This window comes from Paenibacillus pasadenensis, from assembly GCF_023715725.1.
Taxonomy (GTDB): domain Bacteria; phylum Bacillota; class Bacilli; order Paenibacillales; family Paenibacillaceae; genus Paenibacillus_O; species Paenibacillus_O pasadenensis_A.
This window is the reverse complement of record NZ_JAMBOT010000005.1, coordinates 363167-385886: the sequence shown is the minus strand read 5'-3', so window position 1 is coordinate 385886 and position 22720 is coordinate 363167. Positions and strand designations below refer to the sequence as shown.

Below are 22720 nucleotides of genomic sequence, written 5' to 3'. Positions count from 1 at the left end.
TGACCGTTTTTAATTTGAATTCATCGTTGTAATGTTGCCGTATTTTCCCCACTGTGAACACCTCACCTTTCGTAGCTTATTTTATCTGATCCACGTTAAGGGGTGTCCACTTTTTATTCTAACTGCATTGACGTCCTTACGGGGCACGTTTTTCGGGTTTCACCTCTCGGTAAGGTCGTTTGACGGCCTTACCGAGCCCGTTTCTCGTGTTCCCCCCTCGGTAAGGTCGTTTGACGCCCTTACGGGGCACGTTTTTCGGGTTTTACCCCTCGGTAAGGTCGTTTGACGCCCTTACCGAGCCCGTTCCTCGTGTTTCCCCCTCGGTAAGGTCGTTTGACGCCCTTATCGCACACTATTCGCTGCGAAAGGAGTCCGCTTGCTCGAATGCCTGCTCCTGCTCGCTCTGATCTAAATATTTGCCGAATGTCGATCTGGTCTAATTCAAATCATCCAAGTTTTATGAGCCGGAAGGTCCGCTCCGTCTACATCACTTTCAGAATTGGACCGCCCTTCACCAGCCTCCGTCCTTTCATTTCCACGGTAATTTCTCGCTTTAACTCTATAAATGTACGGCTTTTGGCAGCGAAATAAGGTTAATTGCTGCATTTGGCTGTTTTTTTATGCGGAATTGTTGCAATTACCCCTCCTTGAGGCTTACAATTTTCATAGCTTTACCCGGGCCTCAGGGCCTGCCATTCATACCGCAGAGGACTGTAACCGATGAATATAACCATTATTGATGTGGCAAAAAAAGCCGGCGTGTCTCCTTCGACCGTCTCGCGTGTTATTTCCGGCAGTACACGCATTAGCGCTGCAACGTCGCAAAAGGTTAAAGCCGTCATGGAAGAACTCGGCTATCACCCCAATCTTATGGCTAAAAATCTGGTCTCCCGGACCACGATGACAATCGGGCTGCTGCTTCCGAGAAATGCGGACGAGGCTTTCCTCGATATTTTTTTCTCCGAGGTTACGCGCGGCATCCTGAGCAAAGCGACCCGGGCCGGATATGATCTGCTGCTCAAGACAGGCAAGTCGGAGCAGGAAGAGCTGGATGCCGTTAATCGGCTCGTTAAAGGAAGGCGTGTTGACGGCATTATTTTGCTGCAGTCCCGCCTCGACGATAACGTCATCCGCTTTTTACAAAAAGAGAAGTTTCCGTTTGTGCTGATCGGGCGCGACCCCGAGCTGCCGGACATTCTGACCGTGGATAACGACAATGTGCAGAGCGCCTATGACGTTACAAAACATTTGCTGGACCGGGGCCATAGCCGGATCGGCTATGCCAGCGGCCCGCTGGAGCTCGTCGTGTCGGCAGACCGCCACGAAGGCTACCGGCAAGCGCTGTCGGAAGCAGGTATCGAGCCTCCGCCCGGATGGTTCGTCAACGCAGAGCTGCTGCGTGCCGACAGCACCGCGGCCGTCCGCGAGCTGATGGAATCCCCCGGCCGGCCAACGGCTCTTGTCGTTATGGACGACCTGCTGGCATTTGGCATCCTGAATTCTCTTTCCGAGCTTGGTTATAGCGTGCCCGGGGATATGGCCGTATTCGGCTTTAACGATAACCCGATGTCTCCGCTCAGCTCTCCGCCTGTAAGCTCGGTTGATATCGGCGTTTACGATCTTGGCCTTGAAGCTGCCGGTCTGCTGCTCCGCTCCATCAAGGGAGAGCCGATCGAGCAGCGGCGAGTCATTGTGCCGCATCGTCTCATTCCGCGCGAATCCTCGACCTAAATATTGCCGCATGCTGTGGAAGTCTGCTCAATGTGGTACACTAGAATGATCTGTCCGTTTCGGGCAGATCTAATTTTTTGAGCAGAACCACGCTTGCAATCAGGATTGTACCCGTGTCATCGGCTCCACTGGAGGTTGCTTCACCATGATTCGTCACGAACCCGCCCTGCGCGGAAAAATGCTGCTGTTCCTCTCGATTCTCGGCCCTATCATCATCACTCAGATGAGTTACAACGCCATGGGCGTGATCGATACCATGATGTCCGGCCACGCCGGAAAGAACGATTTGGCGGGCGTCGCCGTCGGCTCCAGCCTGTTCATGCCGCTCATGACCGGAATGAACTCCGTGCTGTTTGCCATCACGCCAACTATCGGCCAAATGATCGGCCGCGGCGAAAAAGACCATATATCCCGTCCTGTCGTTCAGGCGCTTTATTTGTCCTTTATCATTTCACTGCTTATACTAATCGCGGGCGCGTTTGCCGTTGAGCCCGTGCTCTCTCTGATGGGGCTGGATTCCGAGGTTCACCGCATCGCCAAACATTTTCTAATCGGCCTGTCCATCGGCATCATTCCGCTATTCGGCAGTTATGTGCTCCGTTATTTCTGGGAAGCTCAGGGTTATACACGGATGACGATGTTTATGATGTTTGCGGCCATACCGCTTAACATTGTGCTTAATTACGGCCTTATTTTCGGCAAACTCGGCATGCCCCAACTTGGCGGAGTCGGCTCCGGTTACGCAACCGGCCTGACGTACTGGTTTATCTTCGCCGTCAGCGTCTGGCTGACGTTCCGAACCGAGACGCTGCGTGTGCACCGGCTGTTCCGCCGCTGGTACGCCCCGTCCTGGAAAAGCTTCAAGGAGCTGCTTGGCATCGGCATTCCGATGGGACTGTCTACATTTTTTGAGGCAAGTATATTCGCTGCGGTAACCTTGTTTATGGGCGGCATGTTCGGCACCACAATCATCGCGGCGCATCAAGCAACGGTAAGCTTCTCCAGCCTGCTGTTCATGATTCCGCTCAGCATCAGCATGGCGCTTACGATTATCGTCTCGTACGAAGCGGGTTCCGGACGCTTCAAGCATGCACGCGCCTATGCCAATATGGGCGTTTCGCTGGCAGTCGGCATTATGGTTACAGCTGCCGTTGCGCTGTACTTCTTCCGACCGTCTATTGCGGCGATGTATACGAGCGACCCTGAAGTCGCCGTTCTGGTCGTAACGTTTCTTATATTCGCCCTTCTGTTCCAGCTGTCCGATGCCTCGCAGGCCGCTCTCCAAGGCGTGCTTCGCGGATATAAAGACGTCAAGGTTCCGTTCATCGTCGCTTTTGTTTCCTATTGGATCATCGGCATGCCGCTCGGGTATGCTTTTGCCGCTTGGACGGATCTCGGACCTTACGGCTTCTGGGTCGGCATTACGGCTGGCCTGACGTTCGCTACCGTTGGCTTTGGCATCCGGCTCAGAATTGTCCAGAAGGCAATTCGTATCAGAGAATCCGGAGCTGTAGACAGCGGGAGCTGACCGGCGCCACCATAACAAAAAAACGCTCGCATTCCTTAAACGGAATGGAGCGTTTTTTGGCGTTAACGGACCAACGCTACGCGAACCTGGCGGTCGCTCTCTTGGCCTCTGGCGAACGTATTCAACGAGAAATGTTTCATATTGGCGCAAAGAACCGGCGGACCGTCTACAATTTCCTTATCCGTCGCTTCAATCGTTGTTATCGCGACTTCATCCGCTCCAACTTCAACGATACGGAAGGCCGGGATGTCCAGACAAGCTCCCATCTGTACAAACGTCCAGTTCTCTTTGGCCACAATCGATTCGTTATGGGTATGCCCGTTGAAGTAGAGGCCGATTCCCTTTTTATGCTTGAGCGCCCGCCACATGTCGATATCCGGATCAATGGAGCCCATTACAACTTCCGAGCCCACCGTAGACAGATGGACGGGATGATGAGCGAAGACGAGCAGCGGCTTGCTGCCGGAAGCGATAACCGTTTCCTCAAGCCAGTTCAGCTGCTCCTCGTCGACAAAACCTCCCCAGTTGTCCAGCTCCTGCTCGCGCGCCGTATCGATGAAAGCAAGCACGGCTTCGTCCGTCTCGATGCTATGATAACGCGGTTGTCCGGTCTGGGCCAGCACTTCCGCCCGCGCTCGGTCGTTCAGATCGTGATTGCCCAAAACTTGCAGGAACCGGCGGTTCCAAGGACTAATCAAATCGTATATTTCACGGAGCTCGCGCTCCACGCCCAAATTTGTCAAATCACCAAGCGAGATATGATAATCGGCTTCCTGTTCCAAAAAACGCTCAATCAGCTTTCCGTAATATGCGGCGTGCACCTGCTCCACCTCTGGAGAGCCCTCCTCAAACGCGCTGTAATGCAAGTCTCCCATAACGATCAGTTTCATGCTGATATTGCCTCCCCAATGCGAAGTTGGTTATTCCCCCCAGATTATAGCGGAAAGACGGTAGGCTTCGTTAACTGGATTACTTGTCATTTTCTCCGATTGACTCACTTAAAGCCGTACTTCCATACGAAGTAGCTTAGTGGCGCAAGCACTCCGGCATAAATCCATACTCCAGTTGCTCCGGCGAGCGAATGAACAAGGAAATGAATTCCAAAAAGTGCCACCAGAATGAACATGTGCAGGAAGGTGTATCCGACTTTCCCGCCGTTACCTGTCGGATAGGGCTCGGCAAACGGAATAGATTTAGGAAATGTCCGATAACAAATGACGGCGTAGATGGACAAAGAAAAAGTCACAGCAGCCAGATACGGCAGGCCTTCTGCCTGCAGGATGACCAGAAATCCGATAGCCGTCACTGTAAAAAGAGGCAAAAAGAACTTCAACAGACCAGCCGCTAACCCGGCGCGTTGAATTCGGGTTATTTGCAGCCCAGAAACGACACTATAAATCCACGCGCCAGTAGGGCGGCTTGAATAAGGCAGCAAAGCAATGAGCGCTGGGATACACATGCCGACAAAATACAGCGACATGCCCATGGACGGCGCTAGCGAGCCCAACCGGAAGCCCTCGTCCTTCAGCTCAAGAAGCGGCATAAGGAAGGGAAACAGGACGGAATAGGCCAAAGCCGGGTACGTTTTCAGCTTGAACTCCCGCTCCCTGCCGAACATCGTATAAGCAAACTGTACCAAAGCCCGGTCCTTGAAATCAGGGAACAGTAGACCGATCAGACGCTCGCGAACGGTTATTCTGCGGCCGGTTTTTGCTGCAGCTCCAATTGCACGCGCAACTGGCGAATCTTTATGCGTCCGTTCGGACGTCATGCCCGGCTGTTTACTCTCGCCCTCCTTCTCGGCCAGCTTGTGCACCGCACGCTCGAATGCGGGAAGCAGCCGGACATAGAGCAGAAACGACAATACCGGAACCGTGATTGCAAGCGCGGCAAGCGTATAGAGCAGCACATCCGTCCGGCCCGCAATCAGCTCAAACGGAGCGGCAAACCATAACGGGGGCAGCAGCGCCCACCACCATTGCGGTTCCAGCGACTGCTCCAACAGGTTGAAATTGATGAGGCGGCTGCCGATATGGTAACCGGAAAACACGGAGATCGCCAGGGCGATTTGCGCGTAATTAATCATATCTTTCAGCTTCGATCCGTCCCAGCGCCGCAAAATGATGTAGTATATGCCTCCGGCTACGGACAGAATGAGCGCGGACAGCAGAAACAGCTCGGCAAAATAAACGAGAAATGCGAGCGGGCCATGCAGGAACAGCAAAACGATCAACGGCAGCGCGGTCATTGAAGCAACAACCCAGAACATATAATGGGCTGCATAGAGCAGTCTGGCGAGACCAGCCGTTTTGGGAAGCACCGGCTTGGAGCCTAAAATCGCCCGATCTCTCGTATCCAGCATGACGGCGGCGAAGTCGGACATAACGAGCGAGGCGATCAGAAAAATCTGTGCAGAAATGAGCAGACTCATTCCAAGCATCGGGTTGCGGGTGCCGATAAATAGAATGGGCAGCATGAACGCACTGAGGACAGTGTATATCCACAGCGAAGAGAAATACAGGCTTCGCGTTGACACGCTGTCTGGATCGGCTCCTTTGCCAAACGACTGCATCAATCCCGAGGGCCGCCGGCCGTCCATCGTCAGCTTAGCCTGCAAAATAACACGCAGCGCGGCATAGTCGTAACCGGATGCAGCGAGCCTGCCGCGGAAGCGGTCGAGCAGCCGAAGCGCGGCAAAATCATTCATTGGTTATAGTCCTCCTGAACCGTCCGGCAGAACTGCTCTGCAATCGCGCCATGCTCCGTGAAACCCGTCATTTGATTAAAAATCTGCTCCAGGCTGCCCTCTGCTCCACGCTCCTTCAACTCCGCGAAGCTGCCGTCGGCGGCAATCTGTCCTTCATGCAGCAAGATGATGCGGCTGCTGATCTTCTCAACAACGTCCATGATGTGAGAGGAATAGAAGATTGCTTTTCCCTGCGCAGCCAACAAAGAAAAAACGTCCTTGACTACGGCGACACTGCTGGCGTCAAGCCCGCTTAGCGGCTCGTCCAGAAACAGCACGTCGGGATTGTGCAGCACGCTGGCGGTAAGCATTACTTTCTGACGCATGCCTTTGGAATAGGAATCAATGCGCTTGTCGAATACCTCTTCCATCCCAAAAATGCGCATCAGCTGAGCCGCTTTATATTCGGCATCCTCCTGCTTCAGCCCGTAAAGCTGCCCGCTGAAGGACAAATACTCCCGCGCGGTAAGCATATCGTAAATTTCCGTCGTTTCCGGCACATATCCGATACGCATTTTGTAGTCATGCGAACCGGCAGCCAAATCATACCCCAGCACCTCGATCGTGCCGGAGTAATCCTGCTCCAGCCCTAACATCAGCTTTTGCGTGGTGCTTTTGCCTGCGCCGTTGGGACCGATGTATCCAATAATTTGCCCGGGATAAACCTCCAGATCAATGCCTTTCAAAACAATCTTGGAGCCATAATTTTTACGTAAATCGCGAAGCCGGATAACTGGTTCAAGATTGGGAGCGGGGGGAGAGTTCAATACATACATCCGCCTTTCATTTCTTCAATTGGTCTATTCTACCAGTCTATCAAAAGTTGCTCATAAGCAAAAGAGCCCGTGCCTGGAGCGGGCTCCGATGGCACAGGCTGCCGCAGCAGGGGCTGAGCTATTTCAGCTGAATTAATATTTGATTGGCGCCAGTGCGCCGCAGCACGCGATAACCGCTCGGAGATGCAGTCGCGATCCCCTCACCGTTAGGCAAGCAAAATCCGTTTGCAGCGCAGCTTCCGTCGTCGCGGGCAAGCAGCTTGCCGACCAGCCCGACCGGCACCCATTCTGGTCGAAGCCTGCGCGGAATATAGGTCTGCGAAACGTCCCAATCGGGATTCACCATTGGCTGCACAACGTTATGAGCTGCCGTTATGACAGTACCACTGGCATCGGTCTGTTCTGGAATCGTAACCGTCTCATAACGGACTCTGCCCCACTCATCCGTTAAGTACGCCTTTGTCCATCTAAGCTCCGCCGCATCTCCCAGCATAGTCGCTCTTGCGCTCACGACGCCTAATATATAATCTTTCGGTGAAACTGTTAAGCGAATCCGGTCGCCCTCCAGCGTGACAAAATAACCCGGCTCGATTGGAGCTCCATCTGCGGTTTCGTACATTTCGGCATAATCGGCTCCACCGGAGGTGTAGGTGCCGTCAATAGCCATATTTCCCGTCGCGCCCTCCAGGTAGGCGGCCAAGGCCGGCATGAAACTGGAGATGCCGTTCCCTACATGCCAGGAATACGGAAACCGAGTATTTCCGAACCTGCCCATTATATGCGAGCCCACCTGATTGGCAATCGTGGTGAACCCTTCCGCGTGGCTGTTATCCGCACTTGCGATCGTGCTGCTTCCTTCGGAATGGGCGGAGCTGCCGGAGGCAATCGTCGCATTGCCCTCCGCATGCGCGCTAAGCCCGCTAGCTGCCGATTGGCTGCCTTCGGCATGCGCGCTGATTCCGCTAGCTACCGTTAAATTCCCCTCCGCATGCGCAGAAGCTCCGGATGCCGCGCTTGAGCTTCCCTCCGCATGGGCGTTTGCAGCGCTGGCATTGCTGAGGCTGCCCTCTGCATGAGCATTGTCAGCGGAAGCGGTGGTTTGCTGGCCCTCCGCATGAGCATTAAGGCCCGTAGCCGATGTGATTAACCCCTCTGCATGCGAATTTTCACCGGATGCCGTTGTCAACTGGCCTTCCGCATGCGAACTGACTCCCGTCGCCTGCGAAAACAATCCTTCGGCGTGCGAGCTGCTGCCTGAGGCTGTGGAGCCCAAACCTTCCGCGTGCGAGTTGCCCCCTTGCGCTGTAGTTGATGCGCCTTCGGCATGCGAATTTGCACCTATCGCTTTTGAAGAATTCCCCTCCGCATGTGAGCTAGGACCTTGAGCCGCCGTTAATGTTCCTTCCGAGTGGGAGTTCGTCCCCTGGGCTGTCGTTGACGACCCTTCCGCGTGCGAGCTCGCTCCTTGAGCTGTCGTTGACGACCCTTCCGCATGGGAATTCGCTGCAGCTGCCGTGCTCCCGCTTCCCTCCGCATGCGAGTTTGTCCCCTGAGCCGTCGTTGCCGATCCTTCTGCATGGGAATTTGCTGCAGCTGCCGTGCTCCCGCTTCCCTCCGCATGCGAGTTTTCTCCTTGGGCCGACGTTGTTGTCCCTTCGGCATGAGAGAAGCTGCCGGAAGCAATGGAGCCGTTTCCTTCAGCATGGGCGGCAAAGCCGGAGGCGGTTGAACCTATTCCCTCGGCATGGGCGCAGCTGCCCGAAGCTAAGGTCACATTGCCTTCCGCATGCGAGGCGAAACCACTGGCCACCGTGTTATTCCCTTCTGCGTGAGCGCTCACGGATTCAGCCGACGATTGAAAACCTTCGGCATGGGCGTACAGTCCGGAGGCGGACGTGTCCACTCCTTCGGCATGCGAAAATCTGCCGGAAGCCTCGCTGCCCAGCCCTTCCGCGTGGGAATAGTCTCCGCTTGCGGCAGTCCCCGAGCCTTCGGCATGGGATGCCATTCCGGCCGCATTCGTAAAAAGCCCTTCCGCATGGGCGCAGTATCCTGCGGCAGAGGTGTTCGCTCCTTCCGCATGGGAAGCCTCTCCGATCGCCTGAGTCATGAAACCCTCGGCATGAGACGCGTCTCCCGAAGCCGTTGTCGAAGATCCTTCCGCATGAGAGGAATTCGCCAGCGCTGCGCTTAAATGACCTTCCGCATGGGCAGCAGAGCCGCCTGCCCTGGTGCCTGAGCCTTCGGCATGCGAGCTGTCCGCTTCCGCTACGGTCCCGAACCCTTCCGTATGCGAGGCAACTCCGAGAGCTGTTGTGCTGCTTCCTTCCGCATGGGATAACGCTCCCTCTGCAATCGTAAACGATCCTTCGGCATGAGCTGAACCGCCGCTTGCCAAAGTAAAGCTTCCCTCCGCATGCGCGGCAATGCCGGAAGCCTCGGTCGTTGACCCTTCCGCATGCGCGGCATCTGCCGTTGTCATCGTTTGATACCCTTCCGCATGCGAGGCGGAGCCTTCTGTCACCGTATTCGAGCCCTCGGCATGCGACGTATTGGCTGCGGCGACCGTCCTATAGCCCTCAGCGTGAGAAGCCGAACCGGCCGCCACGGTTTCGCTTCCCTCCGCATGGGAAGCGAAGCCTTTAGCGAGCGTATTTGCGCCTTCAGCTTCCGAACATTGCCCGCTGGCAATCCGATTGCATCCGCTATCCATAAAGCAACCTTCTTTCATTTTTATGCTTAGGAACAGCGTATGCCGAACCGCCACGGAAGGAATGGATGCTTGCCAGGGAGGGACTGACGCCGCATCATCCACTTATGCCTCCCGCCTTTTCTCGTCTGCCGGACTGAAGCCGTACATATGAACCGCGATACCTTATGCCTCTTTGGATAGTTCCACCAGCGTCTGGAAATACTTTGACCGAGCCTGGTCCGCTTGTTAGCCGGACAGGATTTGGATTCTAAGATAAAGGCAGCGTGCGACTATGAAAAGCGACTACAGTTGGATAAACGCCCAACCGGGAAGCATTGAGAACATCTCTGTGGATCCCGATGCCAGACGGCTGCTGAATCAAATCAGGCAGGATCTCGGCGGCAGCTATGACCTCATCATACGGGACTTTGAGTATGGACCGGACTCTATTCCCGAGGCCGCTCTTGTTTACATGAACGGTCTTTCGGATGAGACAGCCATTAACCCATATATGTCCAGCGTGTTTCAATATGAACAAGTGTCTACCTTGGAAAGCCAAGCGGGGCGGACACCGCTTGCCTCCGTTGCGCTTAAGCTGCTTCATCAGATCGGACCCGTCAAGCAAATCGTAGATATGGAGTCCTTGTATGACGAGCTGCTGTCAGGCATGGTCATTCTTGTGCTTGACGGAAGCGAGTCCGCCTACAGCGCCAACAATTGCGAGTGGAAGGGCAGGGAAATCGCCGAGTCTCCCAACCAGACCTCCATTCGCGGTCCGCGGGAAAGCTTTACGGAGACGCTCGCCATCAACATCCCGCTCATCCGCCGCAAAATCAAAGATCCCCGCCTTTGGATGGAGCCGATGGTAATAGGCCGGCTGAGCAAAACAGAGGTGGTGCTGGCCTATGTGAACGGGCTCGCTAAACCTTCTGTCATCGAGAATGTCCGGGATCGTTTAAAAGCAATTGACATTGACGGAGTGCTGGAAAGCGGTTATCTGGAAGAGATGATTGCCGACAATCGGACATCGTTGTTTCCAACGATGAAAAATACCGAGCTGCCGGACAATGTGGCCGCCGAGCTTATGGAAGGAAGAATAGCTATTATGGTCGACGGCACCCCCGACGTGCTGATCGCTCCGGCCCCGTTCTTTTCCTTTATGCAGTCAGCGGAGGATTACTACCAGTATGCGTTCTATTCCACGCTGCTGCGCGCACTTCGCCTGCTTGGCCTATTCATCGCCCTGCTGCTCCCGTCCATTTATATTGCCATTACAACTTTCCACCGTGACATGCTGCCATTTACGATGCTGTTCAGCTTAGCCGCACAACGGGAAGGCGTTCCGTTCCCGGCATTCGTAGAGGCTCTGCTGATGGAGGTCACGTTTGAAATTCTCCGCGAAGCCGGCTTGCGGATGCCGCGTCCGATCGGCCAAGCCGTATCCGTCGTGGGTACGCTCGTTATCGGACAAGCTGCCGTTGAGGCCGGAATCGTATCGGCGGCAATGGTTATCGTCGTATCGGTTACAGCGATTGCAACGTTTACGCTGCCTTCGTACAGCATTACAATTCCGATTCGCGTGCTTCGCTTCGCCTTTATGGCCACAGCCGCTTCATTCGGCCTGTATGGGATTATTCTGCTGTTCCTGATGCTCCTGCTTCATCTCAGCTCAATCAAAACATTTGGAGAGCCTTATATGGCGCCGCTTGCCCCGCTGCGGACTAAAGATGCCGAGGAGGATTTTCTTATCCGGATGCCAAGATGGATTACCTATCGCCAGCCGCGTTCTTCACGCAGAGGCGGTGCGGCGCGCGTTAAAATTCGCAAGTAAGGAGGGCGTCCGATGCTGCGCCGAATCGCACTTGTGCTCCTGTGCCTGGCTATGCTTAGCGGCTGCTGGAGCCGCCGCGAGCTGAACGACCTGCTGATTGTGCTAGGCATAGCCGTAGATTGGCAGGACGGAAAATATCTCGTTTCTTATCAGGTTGTCAATCCGAATGAAATTGCAACGAAGAGCAACAGCACCTATCGTGCGCCCGGAATACTGTATCAGGAAGCGGGCAACACTCTCTTTGAAGCATCTCGCGCACTGACGACTAGAGCGCCCCGCCTGCTTTATTACGGGCATTTGCAGCTGTTTGTCGTCAGCGAGGAGATTGCCCGCAGAGGGCTTAGCGGCGTGGTGGACAGCACGCTGCGCAATAACGAAGCACGCATGGATTATAACGTAGTCGTCGCACGCGGAGTGAACGCCGAGGATATTTTAAAGCTATACACCCCCCTGGAAAAGCTGCCGACCTACAGCATGCAGCAATCTCTTCAGCGATCGGAAAAAGAATGGGCGCCGTCTGTCGCAGTCAATATGGACAAAATGCTGCACCTAATCAAAAGCGACGGCCAGCAGCTTGTGCTTACCGGTATCGTAATTAAAGGCGATCGAAAAAAAGCGGACAAACGAACCAATCTGGACGGCTTTGATCCTGCCGCCTACTATCAGTACCGCGGCCTTGGCGCCTTTAAAGGCGACCGACTTATCGGCTGGTTGAATCAAAAGGAAAGCAAGGGCTATTCCGATTTGACCGACATAATGGGCAGCACCTCGCTTGAGCTTCCTTGCGAGGATAAACATTACACCGGCATTGAAATAACAGCTTCCAAAACAAAAATCGTTCCCAAACTGAAGGACGGAAAGCTCTCTTACAAGATTAAACTGATTACAACCGGAGACGTAGTCGAAAATTCCTGCAACTCCGTCAATCTGGTCGATCCGTCGGTCTTCCCTAAGCTCGAACAAAAAGCGACTGAAATTATTAAGGAAAATGCCGAGGCCGCAATGAAATGGGCCCAGGATAATCATACGGATATTGTAGGATTAGGAATCTGGACAAAACGGAAATATCCGAAGCATTGGAAAGGAATTACCGAGCAATGGGATGATGTCGGCTTTCCGGCAGCGGAGGTCAGCTACGAGGTCAAAATGAAAATCAATACAACAGGCACAATCGGAAACTCCATCTCGCCGGATCAAAAGGGAGGTTAGGCGAATGTATGCAGTTTTAGTTGGCATAATCTGGCTTGGCATTGCAGCGGCATTGGACATGCCGGCCATGCTGAAGCAAAAGAGCAAAAAAGATCTGTCTGCCTTTGTAGTGTTCGGTCTGGCTGGCTTAATGCTGCATGCGGCCCACGGGTTCAGGCTGCCGTTCCCAAGTCCGTTAGAGTTTGTCCGTTTTTTTGCGATAGGCGGGAAGTAAGATGGATAAGCTTAGCAACGGCGTTATTACGACCCGGCAGTTCAGAATCATTATTGTTTTCAGCCTAATCGGCGATACGATTCTGATTCTGCCAAATATCATTGGCACCGAGGCCGGGGATGACGCCTGGTTATCGATGCTGCTCGCGATAGGGGCGGGCATGCTGGTCGCCTGGTTATTCGCCTCGCTTGCCAAACGGCAGGCGGGGCATAGCCTAGTCGGCTCTGCACTCATTATGGCTGGCAAATGGGCTGGCGGATTCATCAGCTTCGTTTATATGTATTCCTTTTTCATTATGATTTTGACGCTTCTGGTCGAGATCAGCTTGTTTATGGAAACGCAGATGATGCATGATACGCCTCCGGAGGCAATCATCCTGCTGTTTGTGATCGTTTTAACAGCTTCTTTGAGGTACGGCCTGGAATCATTTGCTAAAATGAGCGAGCTTTTGTTCCCTATTTTTCTGCTCATGTTTCTGTTTTTAAGCTTTTGTCTGTTGCCCCAGGCCCAGCTTCATGAGCTGCTTCCTATCGCAAGCAACGGTATTATGCCGATTCTGAAAGGAGCCTTCCCCGCCTTCGGATTTGCCTTCATGGAAACGGCAGCCATACTCATGCTCGTGCCTAATTTGCAGGGAGACGCAAAAGCTATGAGCAAGGCAATCCGCAACGGCTTTTTAATCGGGAGCTCCTTTTTGCTCGTCGTTGTTTTTATGTGCATCATGGTGTTAGGACCTGAAATGATGTCGGCTCAATATTACCCGACTTTTCTGCTGGCCCGCCGCATTTCCATCGGGAACTTTCTGGAGAGAGTTGAAGCGCTGCTTGCTTTTCTTTGGATCGTGACGGTTTTTTCCAAAGCGGCTTTGTTCGCTTATGCCTTAATGAAAGGCATTGGCGAGATGATTGGGCTGCGAGACGATAAAATATTGGCAATGCCTCTGGCGCTGATGCTGCTGGCGGGCACTGTAATTAACACGCCGAATATAGCCAACTATAACATGCTGCTGACCTATTACTACCCGGTGTACGATGTGTACGTGTATCTCAGCCTGCCCTTTATCCAATTTTTGCTGCTTGGCCTTCCGGCTGTGCGCAAAAAGCTGGCGAAGAGCAGAGAAGAGAGAGAGAAACACGAGCCTATCTCCGAAATGGATTAAACGGTTGGTAGCCAAAAGGGAGCTGTCCGTATGGACAGCCCCTTTTACATGCTGTGTGAGATGGCGCGTGCATGTTAGCTGCGGGCGCGGCGCTGCAGCAGCAGCGCTTCATTCGCTTCCAAAGCAACCGTATCCGGCACAGACTCTCCCGAAGGAAGCAGCGTCAGGCCTTGCTCCTGCAGCTTCACCTCTGCCGCCTCGCCGGAGAAATTGAGCAGGAATACATAGTCCTTTTCCCCGTCGGTACGCAGTTGAGCCGTAACGCCGGAAGGCAATTCCGCCTCCAAAGCCCGGCGTACTCCCGCCTCGCGGACGAGCGCTCCATAATAAGCGTCGTAGAAGGCGTTGTCAGCAACTCTTGCAGCCAGGTAGTACACTTTGCCTTCGCCGAACCGGTTTAACGTTAACATCGGGCGTCCGGCGTAGAAGTCCTGACCGTATGCCGCCAGCGTTTCCGCTCCCTCGGTATGGATCAGTTCGCATAGCTCATGGATCCGGTAGCTGCCTTCCAAGCCTAACGGGTTGCCCGGCTGCATAACCGCTTCATTGCTTTCTCCGTCATGCAGCCCTTCAATTTCCTCGGCCCATATGCCAGCCGCTGCGCGCAGCGGCCCTGGGAAGCCGTCGAGCCGGCAAAGATCATGCTCGTCCACAACGCCGCTCCAATAAGTCATTGCCACCGTGCCGCCTGCGCGCACAAACGCCTCGATTCGCTCGCCGGCATCCTGCCGCAGCAAATAGGTCATCGGCAGAACGAGCAGCTTGTACCCGTCTAGCGGGTCGTCAGAGCCGATCACATCGACCGGCACGCCCTGCTCCCACAGTGCGCGGTAATGCTGCACAACTGTCTGTTCGTAGTGCAGCCCGCTGTTGCGCGGGCCCTGCGCATCGTTAACGGCCCAACGGTTGTCCCAATCGAACAGAATGGCCGCCTCTGCCGGTACGCTTGTGCCGACCAGCTCGCTGAGGCTTGCCAGCTCTTCCCCAAGCTCTGCTACGTCGCGAAATACACGGGTATGCTCATGTCCAACGTGGTCAACGACCGCTCCATGGAACTTTTCGCTGGAGCCGCGGCTTTTGCGCCATTGGAAATATTGAACGGAATCCGAGCCGTGAGCAATCGCCTGCAGCGAGCTGAGACGGTGCATGCCGGGACGTTTAAGCTTGCTTACCGACTGCCAGTTGGTCAAGCTTGGCGTGCTCTCCATAAGCAAAAACGGCTTTTGTTTCAGCGTACGGAAAATATCATGATTGAAGCCGAACCAGGTCGCCATACCAACGTCGGAAGCTTCCTTATGCCACATCGGATAAGCGTCCCAGCTAATAACGTCCAGCGCCTTGGCCAATACGCGATAGTCCAGATCATAGAATAGGTCCATCAAATTCGCCGTGCACGGAAGCTCCGAATTAACCGCTTTAAGAGGCGCGATCTCAGCGAGGTAAAAATCCGTCGTCTGATGCGTCACGAACCGGTGCCAATCGAGATTTTGGCCGTGTACCATGGATTCTCCATGCGGCGCAGGCGATTCAACCTGCTCCCAGGACGTGTACGTATGGCTCCAGAAAGCCGCCCACCATGCCTTGTTCAGCGCATCCAGCGTGCCGTACTTTTCCTTCAGCCATTCCCGGAAGGCATCTTGGCAATAGCTGCAATGGCATTCGCCGCCGTACTCATTGGAAATATGCCAGCCGATAACCGCCGGATGCGAGCTATAGCGCTCTGCCAGGCGAGTGTTCATTATGTTTACTTTATCGCGGTATACCGGGGAGCTATAGCAGTGGTTATGCCTTAATCCGTGCAAGTTGCGGACCCGGTTAGGTCCGGTGCGGAGCACCTCGGGGTATTTCTCCGACATCCACGCCGGACGTGCGCCGCTCGGCGTGGCGAGCCAAGCGTAAATGCCGTTTTCCGCAAACGTATCGAGCAGCCGGTCCATCCAGCCGAACTCGAAGCGGCCTTCCTCGGGCTCCAGCGCCGTCCACGCAAAAATGCCGACCGCCATCACATTGCAGCCGGCCAGCTTCATCAGCCGGATATCCTCTTCCAGTACGGCGGGATCGTGAAGCCATTGATCCGGGTTATAGTCCGCCCCGTGCATAAGCACAGGCAGCTTTGGGCTGGCTGGAGCATGCTTGAACTTGCGATTCATCTTTATCAAACCCCTGTCTTTGATCGTTTCACAGTCCCCTTACAGAAACCGCTTACATTATAATTATGGCATCCGGCCATGCCGGCTTCTCCTGCATTCTATAGTAATTCGGAAAAATATTATTTTCCAGACAAAAATTCCGCTCCATTGAATTGTAATACCCATGCGGTGGTTTGCCTACTGCAGATGAGCAACGATTTGTACTATGTTTGGCACTTAGATGAGGCTGAATCTGCTGCGCTGCCGGATATATTCCCCTCATGAGGAAAGACTACGTAAGCAGTGTTAACAAATTACGGTACTTATCTTGATTATTGGCAGGTGGATTTCCATGCCTACTTCGCAAAAGATTCATATCACGGAACGGCAGTTCAAAACCATTATCCTGTTCAGCGTCATTGGAGACTCCATTCTTGTGCTGCCGAGCTTCCTGGGCGCCTCCGCCCAGCAGGATGCCTGGATAGCCATGCTTGCGGCTCTTGCCGGCGGCATGCTCGTAGGTTGGCTGTATGCCTCTTTGGGCAGCCGCCAGCAAGGGCGGAGCCTCATCGGCGCCGCAATTGCGCTGGGAGGAAAATGGTTTGGAGGCTTGCTGGGACTTGTATATGTTTTTTTCTTTTACGTGCTGGTGCTGTCGCAAATAAGCTCCCTCAGCCTGTTTATCACGACCCAGCTCATGCTTGAAACGCCGTCCGAGGCGATTGTACTTGGATTTCTGGTTGTGCTGACAGCTGCTCTCAGATACGGAGAAGAAAGCTTCACCCGTATGAGCGAGCTGTTGTTTCCTATATTCATGTCCATGTTCCTGTTTCTCGTCCTCTGCCTGCTCCCGCAAATTGATATCCACAAATTGACTCCGGTTATGTCCTTTGGCTTCTTGCCGGTGATGAAAGGCGCTTATCAAGCATTCGGCTTTGGATTTCTTGAATCGCTTGCGCTTCTCATGCTCATCCCTTATGTCGATAACGACCGGAAGGTTGTGCGCCGGGCAATCTTTAACGGTTTTTTTACGGGCGGCGTCGTACTTTTCCTAGTTATGCTTCTGTGTGTAATCGTAATCGGGCCCGATATGATGGAGGAAAAATTGTACCCCACTTTTGTGCTGGCGCAGCGAATAGAAATTGGCGGGTTTCTGGAGCGGACTGAAGCTCTGTTGGCCTTTTTATGGATCGTCTCCGTATTTTTTAAATCGCTGCTCTGCAGCTTTGCAATGACAAAAGGACTGGGGGAAATTTTCCGGCTGCAGAACGATCAGATTTTGGCAATGCCAATTGCATTGCTGCTGCTCGCAGGCAGCCAGATCAGCGTTCCCAATGTCGCCAGATATATTGAGCTGTTTAACGAAGCCCCGCAATATGACGTTGCCGGCTTCCTGCTGCTCCCCTTGGCGCAATTTCTCCTGCTTGGAATTCCGGCTGTGAAGCGAAGGCTGCAAAACAAACCTCAAAACAATCAAGCCGGTGGTCAAACGAACGGTACGGGTTAAAACAAAATACGCCTCGATGACGCAAAAAAGCCGCGTTCTCCTCAAACGAGGAAAACGCGGCTTTTGTATGACGAAAGCAATCGTTATGCTTGGCCTGCGTACAGGCGGTCGCGCATAGCGTTGACATCGGCGCTCTCAAGGTATTCATCGTACGTCATTAGACGGTCAATTACGCCTCCAGGCGTAATTTCGATAATACGATTTGCAATCGTCTGCACGAACTGATGGTCATGCGAGGTGAACAGCACGGTGCAGTCCGTGTCGATCAGCCCGTTGTTGAGCGCCGTAATGGACTCCAAATCCAAGTGGTTGGTCGGTTCGTCCATGACGAGCACGTTGGCGCCGGACAGCATCATTTTGGAGAGCATGCAGCGTACTTTCTCACCGCCGGACAATACGCTGGCCTTCTTCAGCGCTTCGTCGCCGGAGAACAGCATGCGGCCCAGGAAGCCGCGGATGAACGACTCATCCTGATCCTTGGAATACTGGCGCAGCCAGTCAACCAGATTGGATTCCACGCCTTCAAAGTATTTGGAGTTGTCCTTAGGGAAATAACCTTGAATCGTCGTAATGCCCCATTGGAACGTGCCGGCATCCGGCTCCATCTCATTCATAATGATTTGGAACAGGGCTGTTTTTGGCAGCGTGTTAGGACCGACAAAAGCAATTTTATCACCTTTGTTGACGGTAAGCGTGAAGTTGTTCAGCAGCTGCTCGCCGTCCACCGTTTTGGTGAGGCCTTCCATGAGCAGAATTTGCTTGCCGGCTTCGCGCTCGCCTTTAAAGTTGATGAACGGGTATTTACGGCTTGATGGACGAATATCGTCCAGCGTAATTTTGTCCAGCATCTTTTTTCGGCTCGTCGCTTGTTTGGACTTGGATTTATTGGCGCTGAAGCGCTGGATGAACGCTTGAAGCTCTTTCATCTTATCTTCTTTTTTCTTGTTGGCGTCGCGCTGGAGCGCAAGCGCCAGCTGGCTGGACTCGTACCAGAAGTCGTAGTTGCCTACGTACATCTGCACTTTGCCAAAGTCGATGTCCGCGATATGCGTACAAACCTGGTTCAGGAAGTGACGGTCATGGCTGACTACAACAACGGTGCCTTCGTAGGTGGAAAGGAACTTCTCCAGCCATTCGATCGACTGCATATCCAAGTGGTTGGTAGGCTCATCGAGCAGCAGGATGTTTGGCGAGCCAAACAGCGCCTGAGCAAGCAGGACGCGGATTTTTTGGTTGCCGTCCAGCTCCTTCATCAGCTTGTCGTGCTGGTCCGGCGTAATGCCCAGACCGTTCAGCATTTCAGCCGCTTCGGACTCGGCTTCCCATCCGTTCATGTCTGCGAATTCGGCTTCCAGCTCGCCTGCGCGCATGCCGTCCTCGTCGGTGAAATCGGTTTTGGCGTAGAGTGCGTTTTTCTCGTTCATGACGTCATACAGCTTTTTGTGGCCCATAATAACCGTCATGAGAACCGGAACCTCGTCGTACTCGAAATGGTTCTGCTTCAGAACAGCCATACGCTCGCCCGGCGTAATATGAACTTCGCCAGTGTTCTGCTCAATCTCTCCGGAGAGAATTTTCAGAAACGTTGATTTGCCCGCTCCGTTCGCTCCGATCAGGCCGTAACAGTTGCCGGGGGTAAATTTGACGTTTACATCTTCAAAAAGCGCGCGTTTGCCGTATCGAAGCGATACTCCGCTCGTACTGATCATTTGTGCAAATCCCGTCCTTCATCTATATTTGGCGGTTGCCCGCCGATTATCTCCATTATTTCAGTGAAAAAACACACTTTGTTCAGTATAGCATAATTTCAGGCAGCGTGTGAAACCGGGAGCTGGGGAGCCAGCCCGGACACTTTTATGAAAACTTCATATGTTGGTAGTAGAACAATAGTCGGAGGAAAATAGAATGAATATGGACAAGGAACAGCTTTACGGCTCAAAACTCGGAATGATCTTGGTATTGTTTATTTTGCTTGTCATTGCGACTTCTTTGCTTGGTCCCTTAAATAACTCCCAATCAAGTACTGCAAGTTCGCTAGGATTCAGGATTATGAACCAAACTTCTTATAATATGATTGCGCAAGCTTTTTGGGGAGAGTTTGAAAACCCTCTCCCGGTTTTACGCGACCTTCCTGCCAAAGCGGAGGACCACTTTCAAGTCCAAGCCGACAAAACCTCTATCGCAACAGTCCGTTATCGCATCTATTATGAACCAGCGGTGTATTCAACGGTTAACGTCCAGATGATTGTCACTATAATTAATCTATTGGGTTTTAAATATCCGAGCGGAAGCTTCGGCGTTTCTTTTGCCGATTCTCCTAGTCTGGTGAGTTACGGTATTAATACAACAACTTGTTATTTTTATTAACTGCAAATTCAAGCTTATTCCATGATTACGCGCACAATATGCGGCCAGCCATGAAAAAAAGCGCCCGGGTTCGGACCGGTTTCGCCAAATACCTTGAAATCGTAAAAGCTCGCCCATTTGTTCACCGCCAGTCCCGTGACGGTGATCTTCACATACCGGCCGCTCGCGGTAAAGCTGTCTTTATTCGTTTGTTTGCTGACCGTATTGGCGGTTTGATCAACAACCGTCGTCCAGGCGGCGTTGTCGTTTGAAACATCTATTTTATACTTATAAGCGCTGTTGCTCTCCCATCTCACCTCTGTGCCGATCAGCTGCTGCGCGCTTCCTAAATCGACCTTCCACCAATGATTGGCCGCTCCGTCGTTCGCCGTCCATTTGGATGAAGAATCATCGTCGTTGCCATTCGGGGCGATATTGCCTTTGGACGTTTCCTCGCTGTCCGCGCTTACCGGTTTGTTTAGAGCGAGATTAACAATTGTCGGGGCGGAGGCTTTAATTGAAATATTGTCATACTGCGCAATTTTCCAGCCGCTTCCTAAAGCGACTAAGCCTGCCGAATAAGTGGTGTCGTTCACATCGGCCACAAGGCTGTTGTCTATATAAGCCTTAATATTCGTATTGCTGAAAACAAGCTTCAGGTTATGCCAAGTATTCGCTGAGAACGGAACCGTGCCGGATGCCAGAATTACCTCAGAGCCTGGCAGCACAAGCGGATCGCCGATACGCATACTCCAGTTTCCGCTGTGATCAACGGTCAGTTTGTGCGGTCGCCGTGGAAGAGCTGTTCACATAGTGGTAGCCAATCACGTCAACTGCGTCTTTTAACGCGGGATCGGAGACGATTCGATTGGCAAAAGCCCAGTCCGAGCTTAAAATATCCGGCGCGACGATTTTGACATGGCTTAACCCGTTGTTATCCAGCGTAGGGCGCAAAATATTAACGATGTAATCGCGCGCTTGCTGCGAGTTGCCGTTAAAGCTTTCGTTTTGGGAGCCTCCTACGTAGTCAATGTCCAGCCCCATACGCTTTTAGATCCTTTTATAAAACTGACCAGGTAATCGGCGTTTTTCTGAGACCACATGCTGCCGACCCAGCCCGGAGCCCCCCATTGTAAAATATCCAGCTTAATGTCGGGATTCCGCTTTTTCGCCTCGCTCATCAGCCAGAGCTTGTAACCGCGGTTCATGTTTGGATTGGCGTTCTCCGCTTCCGTCCTCGCGTGGCTCGGTTCGGTCCCCGTTGTTGAATTGACGTCGGCTCCCACTTCGACCTTAAGATGAGTGTAGCCCGCTCCGTAATTCGGCTTGAACAGATAATCCAGAATATCGCTGCGGTAAGGCTCCGGATAGTCTGTCAGCAAACGGGTATTGCCGCCGCCGCCGTCAATCGTGATGGAAGTGGCTGCGCTGGCAGGCTCGCTTCCCCAGGCCATCGTTGAGAGGGAAAGCATGCAAACGCACACGAAAAATAGAAAAGCTTTAGGGAAGTTTTTCATTATTTGAACAAGGCGCAGATTGCCAGCAATACATGTGTTATTGTTTTAAACACCTCCCTCGCCATAAGTCCGGCCATCATCCATCCAATTACCGTGCCAGCTTCGAATTTATATGAAACACCTGTTTGTAATTTGACAATGAATTTGGGAAATCCTGTTTATTTTTTCAGGGAAGCAAAAAAACGTCCGCTTATGCGGACGTTCGTCGCTTGATGCCATATGGCAATTTGCTGTAACCGATATCAGGGCCAAACACCCGGCTTCCTCAGTTCCAGTTCAGCTTAACCTCGCTGCCAGTGCGGGAGGACTCGTAAATTGCGTCCAGTATCCGGTTATTCGTGAAGCCCGTCAGCGCCGAGCTGATCGGCTCGCGGCCGGATGCAACGCAGTCGAGGAAGTGGCGCGTCATCAGAATACGATCCTCTTCACCCTCAATCGGAACGATATTTTCTTCCACAACGCTCTCTTCGTCATGCGTGACAAAGCTGCCGCTGCTGCCCGCGTAGCTGGCTCCGCCCTCGGTGCCCATTAGATGAATAAACGGGTCCTCGCCCATCCCTGCGGAATGAGCCGCCCAGCTGACTTCCAGCGTCAGCGTAGCGCCGTTATCCATTTTAATCATCGCCGTAGCCAAATCCTCGACGTCGTAGTAGCCGTCCCAGTTCGGTGTTCCCCAGCTGCCGATGCCTCTGCGCTGAGGACCGAACTCCGCATAGGTTGTGCCGAACACGCTAACCGGTCGCGGATTGCCCATCAAATACAGGGACAGATCGAGCATATGCACGCCGATATCAATCAGCGGACCTCCGCCGGCCATGTCCTTGCGGGTAAACCAGGAGCCCCAGCCGGGAATGCCTTTTTTGCGCCACCAGCCGGTTTTCACATTGTAAATGCGCCCAAGCTTGCCGTCCTCAATCATGCCTTTAATCGCACGGCTCAGTCCATTAAACCTCATCTGATGCGCAACCATGAGCACTTTGCCCGAAGCATGCTTGGCGTCAAGAATAGCTCGGGCGTCAGCAAGGCTGATCGCCATCGGCTTTTCCAGCAGCACATGTTTGCCCTGCTTCAGCGCCTCAATTGCCAAAGAGGCATGGAATTGATTAGGAACGCAAATCGCGACCGCATCAAGCGAATCGTCCTCCAGCAGCTGCTGGGGCGACTCATGCACAACGGCAATGCCATGCTCCTTGGCTCTCTGCTGAGCAAGCGGAAGATAAGTATCGGTAACCGCAGCAACTACGGCTTCCGGGATTTTTTTGAATGTATCCATATGAACGTTGCCGATGGCCCCCGAGCCAATGATGCCGATGCGGAGCGGTGATTGGGTCATGT

The 22720-nt window shown here is 53.3% G+C and carries 16 protein-coding genes and 1 pseudogene; 8 read left to right on the top strand and 9 right to left on the bottom strand.

Annotation, left to right across the window (positions count from 1 at the left end; genetic code table 11):
• Positions 1-720 precede the first annotated feature (720 nt).
• Both M3223_RS15370 and M3223_RS15365 read left to right on the top strand, forming a co-directional pair.
• Positions 721-1731 (top strand): LacI family DNA-binding transcriptional regulator, encoded by a 1011-nt coding sequence (locus M3223_RS15370; RefSeq protein ID WP_251562981.1) that lies wholly within the window; start codon positions 721-723, stop codon positions 1729-1731.
• A gap of 145 nt (positions 1732-1876) precedes the next feature.
• Positions 1877-3259, top strand: coding sequence for an MATE family efflux transporter (locus M3223_RS15365; RefSeq protein ID WP_251562979.1), 1383 nt, complete (start codon positions 1877-1879; stop codon positions 3257-3259).
• Between the two features lie 62 nt (positions 3260-3321).
• On the opposite strand, the gene M3223_RS15360 is transcribed toward M3223_RS15365, so the two are convergent.
• From M3223_RS15360 to M3223_RS15345, 4 genes are all read right to left on the bottom strand, one after another.
• Positions 3322-4149: a metallophosphoesterase family protein gene (locus M3223_RS15360; RefSeq protein WP_251562977.1), complete on the bottom strand. Its 828-nt coding sequence runs from the start codon at positions 4147-4149 to the stop codon at positions 3322-3324.
• Between the two features lie 104 nt (positions 4150-4253).
• Complete coding sequence (locus M3223_RS15355; protein ID WP_251562974.1) at positions 4254-5966, bottom strand: hypothetical protein; 1713 nt, start codon at positions 5964-5966, stop codon at positions 4254-4256.
• Positions 5963-6772, bottom strand: coding sequence for an ABC transporter ATP-binding protein (locus M3223_RS15350; RefSeq protein WP_251562972.1), 810 nt, complete (start codon positions 6770-6772; stop codon positions 5963-5965). Before M3223_RS15350 ends, M3223_RS15355 begins: the two co-directional genes overlap by 4 nt.
• Positions 6773-6899: 127 nt before the next feature.
• Positions 6900-9494 (bottom strand): peptidase G2 autoproteolytic cleavage domain-containing protein, encoded by a 2595-nt coding sequence (locus M3223_RS15345; protein ID WP_251562970.1) that lies wholly within the window; start codon positions 9492-9494, stop codon positions 6900-6902.
• Between the two features lie 271 nt (positions 9495-9765).
• Between M3223_RS15345 and M3223_RS15340 the strand changes: the two genes are divergently transcribed.
• From M3223_RS15340 to M3223_RS15325, 4 genes are read left to right on the top strand one after another with little or no spacing between them, the layout of a single operon-like run.
• Positions 9766-11304, top strand: a complete 1539-nt coding sequence (locus tag M3223_RS15340) for a spore germination protein (protein WP_251562968.1) — start codon at positions 9766-9768, stop codon at positions 11302-11304.
• Positions 11305-11316: 12 nt separating this feature from the next.
• Positions 11317-12513 (top strand): Ger(x)C family spore germination protein, encoded by a 1197-nt coding sequence (locus tag M3223_RS15335; RefSeq protein ID WP_251562966.1) that lies wholly within the window; start codon positions 11317-11319, stop codon positions 12511-12513.
• A gap of 4 nt (positions 12514-12517) precedes the next feature.
• Positions 12518-12727, top strand: a complete 210-nt coding sequence (locus M3223_RS15330; protein WP_251562964.1) for a hypothetical protein — start codon at positions 12518-12520, stop codon at positions 12725-12727.
• A gap of 1 nt (position 12728) precedes the next feature.
• Positions 12729-13886 (top strand): GerAB/ArcD/ProY family transporter, encoded by a 1158-nt coding sequence (locus M3223_RS15325; protein ID WP_251562962.1) that lies wholly within the window; start codon positions 12729-12731, stop codon positions 13884-13886.
• 74 nt (positions 13887-13960) lie between these two features.
• On the opposite strand, the gene M3223_RS15320 is transcribed toward M3223_RS15325, so the two are convergent.
• Positions 13961-16036, bottom strand: a complete 2076-nt coding sequence (locus tag M3223_RS15320) for a beta-galactosidase (protein WP_251562960.1) — start codon at positions 16034-16036, stop codon at positions 13961-13963.
• A gap of 331 nt (positions 16037-16367) precedes the next feature.
• On the opposite strand from M3223_RS15320, the gene M3223_RS15315 reads away from it, so the two are divergent.
• Positions 16368-17522, top strand: coding sequence for a GerAB/ArcD/ProY family transporter (locus M3223_RS15315; RefSeq protein WP_251562958.1), 1155 nt, complete (start codon positions 16368-16370; stop codon positions 17520-17522).
• Positions 17523-17605: 83 nt separating this feature from the next.
• On the opposite strand, the gene M3223_RS15310 is transcribed toward M3223_RS15315, so the two are convergent.
• The gene (locus tag M3223_RS15310; protein ID WP_251562956.1) at positions 17606-19231 is read right to left on the bottom strand and encodes an ABC-F family ATP-binding cassette domain-containing protein; all 1626 of its coding nucleotides are present in this window, start codon (positions 19229-19231) and stop codon (positions 17606-17608) included.
• Positions 19232-19427: 196 nt separating this feature from the next.
• On the opposite strand from M3223_RS15310, the gene M3223_RS15305 reads away from it, so the two are divergent.
• Positions 19428-19889, top strand: coding sequence for a hypothetical protein (locus M3223_RS15305; RefSeq protein WP_251562954.1), 462 nt, complete (start codon positions 19428-19430; stop codon positions 19887-19889).
• Positions 19890-19903: 14 nt separating this feature from the next.
• Here the strand turns inward: M3223_RS15305 and M3223_RS15300 are convergent, their stop codons facing one another.
• The 3 genes and pseudogenes from M3223_RS15300 to M3223_RS15285 all read right to left on the bottom strand — a co-directional run bounded on the left by M3223_RS15300 (position 19904) and on the right by M3223_RS15285 (position 22718).
• Positions 19904-20617 (bottom strand): discoidin domain-containing protein, encoded by a 714-nt coding sequence (locus M3223_RS15300; RefSeq protein ID WP_251562952.1) that lies wholly within the window; start codon positions 20615-20617, stop codon positions 19904-19906.
• Positions 20618-20636: 19 nt separating this feature from the next.
• Positions 20637-21322: pseudogene (locus M3223_RS24310) on the bottom strand (hypothetical protein).
• Positions 21323-21650: 328 nt separating this feature from the next.
• Positions 21651-22718, bottom strand: a complete 1068-nt coding sequence (locus M3223_RS15285; protein ID WP_251562947.1) for a Gfo/Idh/MocA family protein — start codon at positions 22716-22718, stop codon at positions 21651-21653.
• Positions 22719-22720 lie beyond the last annotated feature (2 nt).